The 15,110-nt window shown below is 52.3% G+C and carries 9 protein-coding genes and 1 pseudogene; 5 read left to right on the forward strand and 5 right to left on the reverse strand.

Going from position 1 to position 15,110, the window contains the following annotated elements; translation table 11 throughout:
* Window positions 1-249 precede the first annotated feature (249 nt).
* Window positions 250-1,731: pseudogene (glgX, locus tag FJM74_RS16495) on the forward strand (glycogen debranching protein GlgX); the annotation flags it as partial.
* A 496-nt stretch (window positions 1,732-2,227) separates the two neighbouring features.
* Here the strand turns inward: glgX and FJM74_RS16500 are convergent.
* On the reverse strand, window positions 2,228-3,970 hold the full coding sequence (locus tag FJM74_RS16500; RefSeq protein WP_187263741.1) for an ABC transporter ATP-binding protein: 1,743 nt from the start codon (window positions 3,968-3,970) through the stop codon (window positions 2,228-2,230).
* A gap of 748 nt (window positions 3,971-4,718) precedes the next feature.
* On the opposite strand from FJM74_RS16500, the gene FJM74_RS16505 reads away from it, so the two are divergent.
* The 4 genes from FJM74_RS16505 (at window position 4,719) to FJM74_RS16520 (ending at window position 8,999) form a co-directional block, all read left to right on the forward strand.
* Entirely contained in the window at window positions 4,719-5,693 is a 975-nt protein-coding gene (locus FJM74_RS16505; RefSeq protein ID WP_187263742.1) for a DUF4138 domain-containing protein, read from the forward strand.
* Window positions 5,694-5,762: 69 nt separating this feature from the next.
* Window positions 5,763-6,560, forward strand: coding sequence for a hypothetical protein (locus FJM74_RS16510; protein WP_187263743.1), 798 nt, complete (start codon window positions 5,763-5,765; stop codon window positions 6,558-6,560).
* Between the two features lie 624 nt (window positions 6,561-7,184).
* Window positions 7,185-8,144, forward strand: a complete 960-nt coding sequence (locus FJM74_RS16515; protein WP_187263744.1) for an ArdC family protein — start codon at window positions 7,185-7,187, stop codon at window positions 8,142-8,144.
* 384 nt (window positions 8,145-8,528) lie between these two features.
* Window positions 8,529-8,999, forward strand: a complete 471-nt coding sequence (locus FJM74_RS16520) for a JAB domain-containing protein (RefSeq protein ID WP_187263745.1) — start codon at window positions 8,529-8,531, stop codon at window positions 8,997-8,999.
* A gap of 38 nt (window positions 9,000-9,037) precedes the next feature.
* On the opposite strand, the gene FJM74_RS22425 is transcribed toward FJM74_RS16520, so the two are convergent.
* The 4 genes from FJM74_RS22425 to FJM74_RS16535 form a co-directional block, all read right to left on the reverse strand.
* Window positions 9,038-9,229 (reverse strand): hypothetical protein, encoded by a 192-nt coding sequence (locus tag FJM74_RS22425; RefSeq protein ID WP_241739211.1) that lies wholly within the window; start codon window positions 9,227-9,229, stop codon window positions 9,038-9,040.
* Between the two features lie 29 nt (window positions 9,230-9,258).
* Window positions 9,259-9,741, reverse strand: a complete 483-nt coding sequence (locus FJM74_RS22430; protein WP_241739212.1) for a substrate-binding domain-containing protein — start codon at window positions 9,739-9,741, stop codon at window positions 9,259-9,261.
* Between the two features lie 459 nt (window positions 9,742-10,200).
* Complete coding sequence (locus tag FJM74_RS16530; RefSeq protein WP_241739213.1) at window positions 10,201-13,044, reverse strand: alpha-amylase family glycosyl hydrolase; 2,844 nt, start codon at window positions 13,042-13,044, stop codon at window positions 10,201-10,203.
* 201 nt (window positions 13,045-13,245) lie between these two features.
* A complete protein-coding gene (locus FJM74_RS16535) occupies window positions 13,246-15,093 on the reverse strand; it encodes an alpha-amylase family glycosyl hydrolase (protein ID WP_187263746.1) in 1,848 nt (615 codons plus the stop codon).
* Between the last annotated feature and the right edge of the window lie 17 nt (window positions 15,094-15,110).

Consider the following 15,110-nt stretch of genomic DNA (forward strand, 5'->3'; position numbering starts at 1 on the left):
TTGTGTAGCCCTGGCAAGAGCCGGGGCTACTTTGCTTTTGTCAGCTGCGCTGACACCTGAAGGAGAGGCTCCAGCCTCCAAGCTTTGGATGTTTCTTTTTGGTTCCTGCTACCCATAACGCTCCTCCTGCCAGGCCACATCGTTCTTCCATAAAGTGTAGATCAGGATGAGCCGTTCCTTTTGCACGGCCACGTAGGCGGCCATTTTCTTGTTCCCCTTCTCCGTCAGGCGATCGTAAATCGCCCGGCAGACCGGCACCTGGTAGAGAAAGGGCTCACCAACTACTGGGGCTACAACGGCATCGGGTTCTTTAGTCCTGATGTGCGCTACTCCGGCTCCGGGGCATTGGGCGGCCAGGTTACCGAGTTCAAGACCATGGTGCGGGAACTGCACAAGGCGGGCATTGAGGTTATTCTGGACGTAGTCTACAACCACACAGCCGAGGGAAACCATCTTGGCCCCACGCTTTGCTTCAAGGGCATCGACAGTGCCTCCTAGTACCGGCTGGTGGAGGATGACAAGCGCTACTATATGGACTATACAGGCACGGGCAACACACTCAATGCGATGCTACCCAGTGTATTGCGCCTCATCATGGATAGCCTGCGCTACTGGATACAGGAAATGCACGTGGACGGCTTCCGTTTCGATCTAGCCTCCACGCTGGCGCGGGAGCTGCACGAGGTAGACAACCTGGGCTCCTTTATTGACATCATTCACCAGGACCCTGTTATATCACAGGTCAAGCTCATTGCAGAGCCTTGGGATATAGGGGAAGGGGGCTACCAGGTGGGTAAATTCCCGCCGGGATGGGCCGAATGGAATGGTATGTACCGCGACTGCGCGCGTGACTACTGGCGGGGGGAGGACAGTATGCTGGGGAAGTTTGCTTATCGCTTCACAGGCAGCCCGGACCTTTACCAGGATGATTACCGGAAGCCAACAGCCAGTATTAATTTTATAACGGCACACGATGGCTTCACGCTACATGACCTGGTGAGCTACAACGGAAAGCACAATGAAGCCAACGGGGAGGGCAACAACGATGGGGAGGGCCACAACCGCTCCTGGAACTGCGGCGCAGAGGGCGATACCGACGATGCAACTGTAAACGAGTTGCGGGCAAAGCAGAAACGGAATCTGCTGGCCACGCTTTTCCTCTCTCAGGGGGTGCCGATGCTGATGGCAGGCGATGAATTTGGCCGTACCCAGAAGGGCAACAACAACGCCTACTGCCAGGACAATGAGACATCCTGGCTGGACTGGGCAAAGGCCGATGAGGAACTGCTCGCTTTTACGCGTAAGCTCATAGGGCTACGTGGTGATCACCCTGTCTTCAGCCGCCGTCGCTGGTTCCAGGGGCAGCCAATACGAGGCATGGGGGTGGAGGATATTGCCTGGTTTCAGCCCGATGGGCAGGAGATGAGCGAAGAAGACTGGAGCAACGGGCATGCCAAGTCGCTGGCGGTTTACCTCAATGGCAAGGGCCTGCATTCATTAGGTCATAAAGGCGAGCAGATCACTGACGATAGCTTCTATCTTATCTTTAATGGCCATCATGAGGCAATAAGCTTTAAGCTTCCCTATCGCAAGTATGGGGAGAACTGGATTAAGATAATGGACACAAGCGAGGATGGGGTGGAGGGTGAGCCGGATAAAAGTTATGGATCGCGCAAGACCTTGAAGGTAGAAGGTCGCTCGGTTGTACTACTGCAGCATCCGCTCGCCTGATACCAGCCTTTGAAAATAATGCGACTGCTGTAAATTATACATTCCATTCTACTTTCAAGGTTTATAATTAGCTTCCCTGACGAAAGGCGCTTCTGCTGCTGGATGTTGCTTGGGAGGAACATGGGCTTTCTGCAATGGTAAACGCTCAGACTTGAGCCTGCTTCAGGTACGGACTGCCAAAGGAAGAGAGGCTCAAGGGGAATGTTTCTGGAAGGTGAAAGCGGCGAAAGCATGCTTCTGATATGTTGCCTTACGTTGCTTTGGCTGGCAACAGCCCGTTGTGGGGTAATGAGCACTTTGCAGAAGGTCCTTAAAAAGAAAAGGGTAGCCACAGACTACCCTATCAGACCAACTAATCTAAAACTATGAAAATCAACTTTGGCTAAAAGTTAAAAGACAGACAGAAAGGCGGCCGCATTGATTCCATCTTTAGTGGAACAATTCAACTTAGTTTTAAACATGATATACTATTATTGTCCGTGCAAATGTCTGAAAATCACCGGCGCTCTCCTATCTGCTGGCGCCACATGGCGAAATACAACCCTTTCTGCCCAAGCAACCGACTGTGGCTGCCCTGCTCCACAATCTTCCCTTTCTCCAGCACATAAACCGTGTCGGCATGCATAATGGTGGAGAGGCGGTGCGCGATCAGGACCGTGATCTGCCCCCGCTGCGCGGATATCTCCCTGACGGTGGCCGTTATCTCTTCCTCGGTCAGGGAGTCGAGGGCGGAGGTTGCCTCATCGAAAATGAGCAGGCGCGGGTTCCGGATCAGGGCCCGGGCAATGGACAGGCGCTGCTTTTCGCCTCCCGACATTTTCAAGCCGCCTTCCCCAATCTGGGTATAGATGCCTCTTTCGGAGCGGGCCAGCAGCCTGGTGCAAGAGGCTTTCCCTAAAGCGGCCAGCATTTCTTCGTCGGAGGCATCAGGCTTCACCAACTGAAGATTCTCTTTGATGGTGCCCGAGAACAGGTTCGTTTCCTGCGTCACGAAGCCCAACTGCCGGCGCGCCTCGTTCAGCCATATGGTTTTTGCCGAATAGTTGTTATAAAGCACCTCGCCGCTGTCCGGCACATACAGGCCCACCAGCAATTTCACCAGCGTTGACTTCCCCGCACCCGACGGCCCCACAAAGGCAATGGTATCGCCGGTATTGGTCTCAAAAGAGATGCCGTCGATGGAGTTGTAGGAGGTGCCCCTGTGGCGAAACACGACGGCATCGAACCGCAACTGGCGCAGCGGGCCAGTGTCAATCGCAGACTCTGGGCGTCTCTCGATGGGCTTCCGCATCAGATCATCGAAATTGGCCAGGGAGGCCTCGGCTTCCCGGTAGGCAATGATAACAGCGCCGGTATCCTGCAGCGGCCCGAAAATGCTGACAGAGATGAACTGCATCGAGATCAGCTCCCCGACACTGAGCACGTCCCTGAAAATAAGCCAGAGCAGCGTGAACAGGATCGACTGCTTGAGCACGTTCAGCGCTGCGCCCTGCAGAAAAGACAACGTGCGCACACGCTTCACTTTCTCCATCTCGAGGCTGAAGATCTGCTCAGTCTGCGCCCGCAACCGCCTGACCTCCTGAAATGTGAGCCCCAGGCTCTTCACCAGCTCAATATTGCGCAGCGACTCCGTGATCACGCCTGACATCTTGTTCGTGGCCCGGTTAATGGAACGCTGCAGTGTTTTGATTCTGGCGCTCAGCAAGCTGGTGAGCCCGCCCAGCAACAAAATGCCGATGATAAAAGCAGGCACCAGCGCCCAGTGCTTCGTCACGGCATACCAGACCAGGAAGCCCACTCCCACCACCGAGGAGAACAGGATATTGATGAACGCCGTGATAAAGCGCTCCGTGTCGCGGCGCACCCGCTGCAGGATAGACAGAGTTTCGCCGCTGTTCTGGTTGGCATACTCCTGGTAAGAGAGCCGCAGCGTCTGCTTCAGCCCGTCGTTGAAGATCTGCACCCCGAATCTCTGCACCACCAGGTTTGTCAGGTACTCCTGAAAGACCTTCGCGAGGCGGGAAAGCAAGGCGATGGCAACCGCCAGCAGCATTAGCCAAAGTGCGCCCTCCACACGCTCATCAGGCGACAGTGTATAAGGGGGCGTCGCGTATTTATCGATGATCTTCCCGAAGATCACTGGGTCCAGGAGAGCCAGCACCTGGCTGGCGCCTGCCAATAACAGCGAGAAGATCACCAACCCGCGGTGGGGTTTGAGGTAGTTCCAGAGTACGCGCATGCTGGTTCTGTATGTGAAGTCTGTTCTTACGGGCGAAAACGGAATGGGTATAAACCCAAGGGCCCTCGGAACCAATACCTTCGGCCCGGACTTCAAGGACTATCCAGTGGGGTCCTGTCCTGATATAGGTTTATAAATAATCATCCCAAGAAAGGGCGGTATCTCGATACAGCAAAAACAGCAGTTGCTAAGCGTTGCCGGACGTTGCTGAAGCTGTTGATAGCCGTTGCTGAGTTTTGTTGCTCCACGTTTCTGGCTGTTTCTGCTAACTTAGAACTTGTCTCTTTTCAGTAGCCTTCGCTATAAAACATGGCTGTTTTTAGCCTCTAATTCGTGTTTTACGCTGTGATCACTACCTAATCTATAGGGCTGATACAGCAGCAACGTCTAGCAACAAGCCCTTTAGGCGGTATCCCGGAAAACGCTGAAAAATGAGGCAGCAGGGTGTACTTAGTGTCTCTGAGACTTTCCGTTTACCTACTCCCCCAAGAGCCACTAGTTGGGGAGACTCTTGGGGGAGCACACAATGTCACCGGATAATCCTGGCATGTTTTTAGCAATTACATAATAATAGAAGGGGGTGAAGAGATGTCTAATTGGCTTTGTAAAGAAGGAGTCTTCTCCAAATTCCGCTCCGGAGGAAGCTCTTTTAGTACCCCTTTCTGATTTGTTGTTGCAGTGACTGAGGCCTGGAATCACGAAGACAAAAGTATTCCATCAAATGCTAACCTCAGTACACCAAACCCCCATGTCACAGAAAGTAAAGTTCATCAATACCAACCAATCAACATTCTTTGCCACCACCCAGAGAAGAGTGGAGGCCTATCTTAAGGAAAAAGGGATCTCCAAGAACGCCAACAGGTCTATGTGGGCCAAAGCCACATTTTTCGTAGCGGGCTTCTTTTCCCTTTACCTTCTTATCCTTTCCAGCTGGTTCGGTACCTGGGCAATGCTTGGAATGACCGTAGCGCTTGGCGCATTCGCAGCATTTATTGGCTTTAACATTTGCCACGATGCCATTCATGGCTCTTTCTCGAGGAAGGTTGGAATAAACAAAGGCCTGGGTTATTTATTCTACCTCATAGGCACCAATCCATACCTGTGGAATATCTCCCACAACATCGTGCACCATACCTATACCAACATACCTGGGCATGATGAGGATATTGAGGTGGCGCCGGGCCTTATCCGCCTTGATGAAAATGAAGCAGTCAATAAGATTCAGCGTTATCAGCATTTGTACGCCTTCTGCTTGTATGGTTTGGCGTCTCTTTCCTGGGTACTGCGCAAGGACTATGTGAAGTTCTTTCAGGAGAGGATTGGCCAGCACCGCACACAGCACCCAAAGCGGGAATACTTTAACCTGTTCTTTTACAAAATCCTGCACTACTTCCTTTTTATAGGAATACCCGTGCTGGTGCTCTCCAACAAATCCCCCGTCCCCTACGACATCGACTTTGTCCGCTTCAGTCTCAGGGACCGGAAACAGGTAAAGCGCACCGCCACGCAGGAAGAGGAGCGAATCCCGCTGTATGCCTATGGCTACGAAGAGAAAACCGTGGAGGCGGGCGGCACGAAAGTACTTGTCTTTGCCCTGGAGAAAGCGCCCATCACCAAAGGCAGGGAGCTGGTCGTGGAGCTCTTTGAAAAGAACGGCGGCAGGCACCTCCAGCTCAAGGTACGCGGCAAGGACATCCTGCAGGCATGCCCCCTGCTGCTTTAATTTCCCTATCCAAAGGTGCTTCCACCATCACGCTAAAACAGCTATTTCATCCACTTAAAATTCACTACTATGAACAAGAACAACCTGGACTACCTGAAAGATGGCCTCAAATACACGGGCTTTGGCACCAACCTCCATGAGGAACTGGAAAAAAACGTGCGGGAGCAGAAACCGGACTTTGAACTGAGGCTGCAGAAGCCCTACTTCGACAGCACGGTGGACTACAGGCTGCACTTTCGCCGCTCAGACCAGAGCGACCTATACTTTTTCAACAAGTATGAGGCCACGCTCAAGCCCGACACCTCCGCCGGGGAAACTTCGCAGACCTTCTACATCAACAAAAACAGCGGCATCACCGCCCGCGAGGCCTATAACCTCTTAAACGGCAGGTCGGTGCACAAGGAGCTGGTCAATGCCGAAGGGCAGCCCTACAAAGCCTGGCTGCAGCTGGACCTGGGGGAAAAGGACCAGCACGGCAACCACAAGGTCAAGCAATACCACGAGAACTACGGCTTCGACCTGGAGAAAACGCTGAAAGGATATGCCATCAAAGAGCTACAGGACCCGGAGCAGAGAGAGCGGATGCTGCGCTCCCTGCAAAAAGGCAACACCCTGCAGGTGACGGCCCAGCAGGAAGGTCAGGAGGTGAAACGCTTCATCGAAGCCAGCCCGCAGTACAAGACCATCAACGTGTATGACGAGCATATGAAGCCGGTGAAGCGGGAGACCATTCAGCAAAAGCAGGAGACTACACCAGCGGAATCGGTAAAGCAGCAGGCTTCCACGAAAAAGAGCCAGCAACAGGATGTTGTTTCGGAGGAGAAGCAGGAGATGAAAAAGTCCCGCAAGAAAGGCATGTCCATCTAATAGAAGCTTTTCCTCTCCATTGCGCATACCTGCACACGCCTAAATGTTCAAATAAGAATGCCCCTGCCCCAACTACAGGGACATTCTTATGATAGCCCTATGAGCAGAAGCATACAACACAAATGACCATTAAATTTCAGGAGCGTCATGCCCGGCAGCAGTGGGTTTGGTGGCAGGTGCAGTATAAGAAACAGGGCGTGCCGGCAAAGCCGTCGGGCTCTCGCGGCTCGCTCTCCGGCAGAAAAAGCCGGAGGAGCTCAAACAACCGCTCCATCCCTCACGCTTTTCCACGCTATAAGCTACAGCCAAAACCTCCACAACGAAAGGTACTTTTTCCGATTTGGTATAACCGGAAACTTTCACTTACGGCAAGGACGGTCAAGTCTTTACAACCTCCAACACACCAAAAGAGGCACCAAGCCACTGCCATGCCAAAGTCCATGGGCATTCATTCTGCTGCAAAGGTAGCCTGCGGGCCGGACACGGGACAAGGTAGTACGAAAAAGAGGGGGATCCCTGAAGGGAGGCCCTCCGCATTTTTTTCGTCTCCACCTTGCCCTTAGTCCGGCCCGCAGGCAGGGAGGGCACCATAATCAATTCCTTAAACCTTCAAAGATCATGATTATGGAAAAGCAAACTAAAAATTCCGGACAGACTGCTTATCAGAAATTCTATCAACTGGCTGAGCAGGTGACAAACGAGGTCATTTCGCAACTGGAACAAGGGAACGTCCTCTGGCAGAAGCCCTGGAGCTCCTTCGGCCTTCCGAAAAATTACCAGTCCGGCCGGTACTACGAAGGCTTCAATGCTTTCTACCTCCACTACATGACCGAAAAGCGCCACTTCACGGCCCCCTTTTTCCTTACCTTCAAACAGGCGCAGGAGCTGGGTGGCCACATCCGGAAGGGCGAGAAGGGAACTCAGGTAATTTATTGGAAGGTGTATGGGCCGCAAACCAACCGGAAGGACGAGGTGCAGGAAGAAGAGATGCCACAGGCCATCAGATTTGTCCCTTTCCTCTGGACGGTGTTCAACATAGACCAGGTAGAAGGCATTGACTTTACATTACCGGCAACCTTTGAGCGGACCGACCAGCAAATCATTGAAGACTGCCAGCAGGTAGTGGAACAGTATCCCCAACCTGCCCCACGTATCCTCCACGGTGGTTCACAAGCCTATTATGCACCCGCCAGCGATACGGTACAGGTGCCGGAGCTTAAAAACTTCGTCTCCGCCCAGGCCTATCACGCCACGCTCTTCCACGAGCTGATCCACTCTACCGGCCACCCCGACAGGCTCAACCGTTTTACAGCGCAGGAAAGCCGCTTTGGAGATGAAAACTATAGCAAGGAGGAGCTTATTGCCGAGATGGGAGCAAGCTTCCTCAGTGCCTTCACCGGCATAAAGGAAGCAGTATTTCAGAACTCGGTGGCGTACCTGCAAGGGTGGGCCAGCAGGTTCAAAGATGATAAAACCATGCTAATCTACGCCAGCACCAAGGCATTTAAAGCAGTCAGCTACCTGCTGGACCTAAAAGCGGACACGGCCCAGGAAACAACCCCTGCCGTCCAGTCGGCCGCTTAAAAGTGGCTATGGGCTGCCTCGTCCCGGCAGCCCATAGCTTTTCTCACTGTTATAAAATAGTTGTTCTGTTCCCAGATGTTGTACTGCTATGAAAGCACGGAAAGACCGGATCTGATTTCACTATCCTGCCAGGCTCTTTTCAATGTCCAACCTAAAACATTTAACAAGTCCCTTTGGGAGACACATCAATGCAAAAGTCCGGGGGCATTCATTCTGCTGCAAAGGTAGCCTGTTCGTCCGGACACGGGAGCAAGGTAGTCCTGGAAAAATGGGTATCCCTGAAGGGAGCCCACCGCATTTTTACAGGCTCCACCTTGCCCTTAGTCCGTCCGCCAGGCAGGAAGGGCACCATAATCAATTCCTTAAACCTAAAAAGACAAGATTATGGAAAAGCTGACTAAAAAATCCGGACTGAACAGAGTGGCAGAGATCAAGCTGACTTACCGCTCCAAAGTGAAACCATCCGAGCGCCCGCAGGTTACCTGCCCCACCGACTGCGCCGAGGTCCTCCGCCAAAGCTGGGACACCGGCAAGATCGAGTTCGTGGAGCAGTTCAAGGTGATGCTGCTCAACCGCGCCAACCGGGTGCTGGGCATTTACGAATTATCTACCGGCGGCGTAGCTGGCACCATAGCAGACCCGAAGCTTATCTTCGCTGCGGCCCTGAAAGCCTGCGCCAGTTCCATCATCCTCTGCCACAACCACCCCTCCGGCAACACCAAGCCCAGTGCGGCCGACCTGCAGCTAACTAAGAAAATGAAACAAGGCGGTGAGCTGCTCGACATCGTCTTGCTGGATCATATCATCCTCACCAGCGAGAGTTACCACTCCATGGCAGATGAAGGGCTCTTGTAGCCCTTTTTTTGCTCATAGAAGGATGGCTCCCGAACATGCTACTTCTCCTGCGCCAGAATCTTGTCAGACTGCTGCTTCATGATGTGCACGTTGCGTTCATCAATAACAGTAGTGTTCAGGATATTGTCTTTTCTGAAGGGTCTGTTGTGCAGGATATCGTGCGCCAGCTGTATAATCTCCTCGCCTCCGGTCGGATACAGAAAAGTGGCATCCAGAATGCCACCCTGCACCAGTTGCAGGCCGCCTAAACCATCGAAGCCTATAAGTTTTGCTGCTGTTGCGCACTCCTGCTTTGCAGGCTTTCGTAAGCTCCCAGCGCCATCACATCGTTATGGGCAAATATCAGGTCAATGTTTTCATGCTGGCTGTACACCGCCGGGAAACGCGCTTTTGCCCCTTCCTTCTCCCACTCTCCCCTCACCTCTGCTACAATCTCTATATCCGGGTAGGCTGCAATGGCATCTACAAAACTGTTGTGCCGCTCTATAGCCGGAGAGGAACCCCAAAGGCCCCAGACTTCTATAATCCTGCCTTTGCCGTTGAGAAGCTTTGCAACATATTCACCGGCCAGCTTACCAATCTGGTAATTGTTGGCTCCCACATAGGCCGTGTACATCGAGGAACTGGTCTTTCTGTCGACCACTATCACTGGAATCCCTTTGCTGAACGCTTCCTCTACCACAGGAGTAATGGGCTCCGCCTCGTTTGGCGAAACAATGAGCAGATCCACCTCCTGCTCCATAAACTCCCGGATGTGACCTGGCTGAGCGGTGCTGCTATTTTTAGCATCCCTGTCTGGCTGAGCTCCGGATAAAAAGAGGCCTCCCGCTCCATCTCCTCATGCATGGCTTTCCGCCAGGCGTCGCCCTCGGTGCACTGCGAAAAACCAATGACAAACTTCTTCTCCTCCCCGACCGGCCCACAGCCAGACAGGGATGCCAGAAACAGCAGCAGCACAAATGTCAAAAGTTTTTGAGAATGAGTCATGTTTAGTAACTAATCAACAGGAGTTACTATTGTAAACTCGAATCTACGGGTTATCGTTAAAAATCCAAAACAATTGCTAGTTATTTTAATCGATTAAGCATGTTAGCTACTGCGTTTTAAAACCTATAAATGGCCCTAAAACGCAGTAGCTAACATGCAAATGCATAATATGTTATAACATAGAACTAGATTGCTGCATAAGGCCTTTTTAATCTTAAAGCTTCACCAGTTTAAGTACGGTTCGCTCCGCTCCCTTTTCTATCTGCAGATAGTAAATTCCTCCGGCCATATGGTGCAGGCTTAACTGCTGCTGCAGCGTCTGGCTATATTTTGTAGGCCGCAGTGTTCTCAGTACCCTTCCGGTATTGTCCATTACTTTCATCTCTACGGCACCACGGTAAGCTCCTGTTACTTCTACCCAAGCTGCATTTCTGGCCGGGTTAGGGTACACCAATTCCTGCTGAGCTGCAGCAATTGCCTCTCCGAATGAGAGTACCAGCCCTTGCCATGGCAGCAGATCCGGAGCGGGTGCAGGTAGTTTTACAGAGGTAAATAAGTGGAACTCGCCGGGCTGCAGGTTAATTCTTTCGGCTGTGTTAGTGATTGGAACCTCATCGCCTGTAAAATAGTCGTACCAGGTGCCTGTGCCCGGGAAGTTGGCATTAGGGCTCTGCAGTTTCGTGTCGAAGTTACCGATGATGTGGACGTTCATGGTCTCGTGCCGCAGGGTGATGCGCTTTACCAGGTTGTTAAAGTCGAGCGTGAAATCTGTGGTCTGGAACGCCGGTTCCGTCAGCTTCAGGTGGATAAGGGCTGCATATACCTGGTAAAGCTTTTGCCGCTCCGGATCATCTTGGTATTCCCAGCGGATAGGTTTTTCGCCGGTGCGGCCGTTATAATTGATGGCTACATCGTAGCCCAGTTCGCCGAACTGCCAGATAAGTTTCGGGCCGGGAACAGGCAGGAAAAAGGCAGCTGCCAGTTTAGATCTGTTCAGGGCGGTAGTAAGGTTCCGTGTATTATAGGCTCCCTCCGATTGGCCAGCCTGCTGCACATCATATAACAGACGCTCCTCGTCGTGGCTCTCCAGGTACCCTACCACATGCGGCTGCTGCCAGTTGCGCTGCTTATAGCTGATCCAGGATGGGTTGGCCTGTACGCCTTTGGCCAGGTTGCGGTAATCGTGGTTGTGATTGCCCCAAAAGAGCATGCCATAATCTGCCAGTTCCTTCTCTTCCTGGTTATCGGCAAAGTGTTCCAGCATAACATAGGCAGTGGCATCGTAAGAGCGGATCTCGTCATAGATTCTTCTCCAGGCGGCCACACGGCTGGCGTCATAGGCGCTCCAGGTACTTACATTGTTCCCGCTGTTCTTCTGTGTAAAGCCTTTGGAAAGGTCGAAGCGGTAACCATCTATGTTGTATTCCTGCAGCCAGTAGCGGTTTACCCGCTCCACCAGCGCCTTAGTGGCCTCGCTCTCATGGTTAAAATCAAAGAAAACGTTGAAGGGATGGGTGGCTTCCTGATTAAAATAGGGGCTGTTAGCGGCGGGTTTAGTACCATCCCAATAAAGCTTCACATACGGGAATTCGTAGTCGGCCTGGTTCAGCACCATGTCCAGGATCACGGCCAATCCAAACTCGTGGCATTTGTCGATAAAGGCTTTCAGATCGTTTTTGGTACCGTAGGCTTTGTCTGGCGCGAAGTAGAAGATCGGGTTGTAGCCCCAGGGATTGTTGCCGGAGAATTCGTTGACCGGCATCAGTTCAATGGCATTTACGCCCAGGCGTTTGAGATAAGTGAGGGTATCGGCAAGGGTTTTATAATTCCGTGATTCTATAAAATCGCGCACCAGCAGTTCGTACACGACCATGTTGGTAGGATCAGGACGCTCAAAATCCTGTATCTGCCAAGTATATGGCTGCTGGTTTGTCTGCAGCACCGACACAATACCAGTGGCACCGGCCGGGTAGGCTTTCAGGTTCGGATAGGTGGCGGCAGGAATATACTGGTCGTTGTTCGGGTCCAGAATTTTATCGGTATACGGGTCTGCCACAGCCAATGCACCATCTACCAGGTACTGGTAGGCCACCTCCTGTCCCGGTGGGAGTCTGGTCAGCTCAATCCAGTACCGGGTGCCATCGGGCGTCCGGTTCAGGAGGTATTCCGGGGCGGGAGTCCAGTTGTTGAACTCGCCGATGGCGTAGACAAAGCTCTTATGCGGCGCGAAAAACGAGAGTACCACCTTATCGCCGCTAATGTAGTTTACGCCATCCTGCATGCCTGCCGGCAGTTCTGCTACCGTAGGAACCGGACGCACTGTAAAGTAGAACGTGCTAGTGGCGGTTTCAGTAGCCGTTTTGGCTTCTACATCCACTCTTTTGCGCACTCCAGCCGCCGCACCAGTATTCAGGCTGTATTCCAGCAGCGTTTGCTGCTGCACGGTATGCACGACTTGATTATCTACTTTAAGCGTGATATTTGCTGTTGCGGAGGCAGTGGCTTTTATAGGAATGGTTCTGTTGGCTTCGGTAAAAAAGGAGGTTTCGGCAGGCGTCTGAAAGGCGACCTGCAGCGCATTCGTATAAATGGGGATGATGAAATCTTCGGTCTGGGCAGAGCCATTCCCATTTTTCAGCAGCAGCCCCAGCTTAACAATAGGTTTATCGGCCGGCACCCCGAAATAGGTTCTGGGCACCAGCTTTATCTCCCAGCGGTCGTTGCCCAGGTAGGTCATGCGGCCCGGCTCATAAGGGGCTGTCCAGGTGGCTTGGTCAGCCGGCGTGTACTCAAAAGCGGTTCCGGCCTCGGTGGTACCTGCCCCGGACCACAAATAAACATCGTTTGTTTTGCCAAGCAAACCTGCCGCACGTGAGTCTTTTGCCTGTTTCACATCGAAGATGATGGTTACTTCCTGGTCGGCTGTAGGAAAGGCGGGCACTGTGGCAACAGCCTGACCCAGCAATTGGTGGGGAGCCAGCATGGGGCAGACGATCAACAGCATCAGGCTGAAAATATACTGGCTCCTGTTTTTTAAATTGTAGAAATGTGCCATCATAAAGCAGTTAATTTTAGAATGATCTTTATTGTGCTGCAAAAACCTGGAATGTACGATCCTGGCAAACTTTTATAATGATCATGGCCCTTCCGGAGCTTTCTGCTCCTGTTGGTGCTGCTCTTCAAAAACCAAGTATTAGTCTTTCCCTTCACACCTAAGATTCTCTCATGAGTAAGAGAGAGTGCTAGGCCTGCTGTCAGGCTACCGCTGCTTTTTCAGAACGACTGCTGACAAAGCATCCAGGTCAATCTTTTTACCCTTCACCTGCTTGTTATCCAGCAGATTCACGTAGTTCGCTCTGACAGGCAGCGTAAATGATTTTTTGCCAGGCTCCAGGTTAAATACTACAAGGATCTCATCTGCTGTATCCATGCGTTTATAGGCCAGCATTTTGCCGCTTGTCTCCAGAAACTTGATGTCGCCGTGGGTAAGCACCGGGTTGCTTTTCCGGATGCTGATTAGCTTCCGATAATGCGCAAACTGCTGCTGGTTAAAGCCTACCGGATCGTATTCCTCAGGTCCCGGCTGGTAGTTGTTCCGGGACTCGGGTTCAAAGGTATACTCGCTCCACCAGAGGGGTTTCCGGCAGTCCGGGTCGTCGGCACCCCACATGCCCATTTCTTCCCCGTTCCAGATCTGGGGAGCTCCGATGCTGGTAAATAAATGGACCAGGTACAGCTGCACCCGCTTATAGGTTTCTGCATCGGGTTTGCCTGTTCTGTAAGCAGGATCATCGTTTGGCGAGGCTTTGAACTTATACTTATTCTGGTTGTAAAAGCTGGTCAGCAGCCTGGGTGTGTCGTGTGTGGAGGAGGTGTTCATCATGGCGTAGCGGTTTTCGGGGAGCAGCCTGTTCCACTGGAACTGCAGACTGTCTCTGAACTGGCGGTCATCAATCTCAAAGTCGGTTTTGGCGAAGAAATACCTGGCCGGGCGGAAGGCATGGTAAAACATGACCGCATCAAAAACATCGCCGCCTGTATAGGGCACAGGATCCATGAACTGGTCCGGCCATTTCTGGAACCAGACTTCACCCACTAAATAAGCTTCCGGATTGACTGACCGTACAAGCTTTCTGTAGTCGCGCCAGAAGCCCATGCCGATATGGTCTGCCACATCCAGGCGGAAACCATCTATCCCTTTGGTTACATCGCCATCAGGCGCTAGCCATCTTTTCGATACATCCATAATGTGCTGCTTGGCCACCTCATGTATATCCCCCTCGTAAGGGTGCCCGATCTGGCGGGTTGTGGTGATGTTTACCTTTTTCAGCTCTGGCAGGCTGCTGATGTCCAGCCAGCCATGGTAATCGAATTCGTTTTGAGGAGTAGCAGGGTTATCAAAAGCCTTGATGTTGTAAAGGTCCCTGAAGGGAGACTTCTCCTGGTTCTTCAGAATATCCTGCCAGGCCCAGAACATGGTGCCGGTGTGGTTCCAGGAGTAATCCACGATGATTTTCATGTTGCGCTGATGCAGTTCCTGCACCAGTTGCAGGAAAAGCTTGTCTGCCGCCGTCCATTTCCAGGTGGAAGGGTCGAGTGGATCTTCGCTGGCGATAAGCTGCATATCGCCTTCAGGGTCAGGGCCAAAGTTCACATCTATGTGGTGATAGTTCCGGGCATCGAATTTATGCATGGAGGGTGCATCGTTTATCGGGTTGAAATACAGCGCCGTTACACCGAGCTCCTGCAGGTAGTCTAGTTTGTCTAGCACGCCCTGCAGGTCGCCACCATACCTTCTGTTATGCACCGTCTGGTTAAAGGGTTTACCCGTTCTTTTCGCCCAGGGCTCGAACTCATACCAGTTATGCGTCCACTTCGAGATCGCCCAGTCGTCGGGCATGATCTGGTCCATGGGCGGCACGTTTACATTGGCCGGTTTTGGATCGTTTGTGGTATCGCCATTGTAAAACCGCTCCACAAATATCTGGTACCAGATAGCAGTTTTGCTCCACTCCGGCGGCTGGCTGAATGGTGTAGGCTGTTGCTGCGAAAAGGCCGGCCCCCAGCAGCAAAGCAAAAGCAGCATTAGAAAGTACAGTCTTTTCATCCTTCTAGCTTTAAGGT

Source organism: Pontibacter beigongshangensis, from assembly GCF_014332515.1.
Lineage (GTDB): Bacteria > Bacteroidota > Bacteroidia > Cytophagales > Hymenobacteraceae > Pontibacter > Pontibacter beigongshangensis.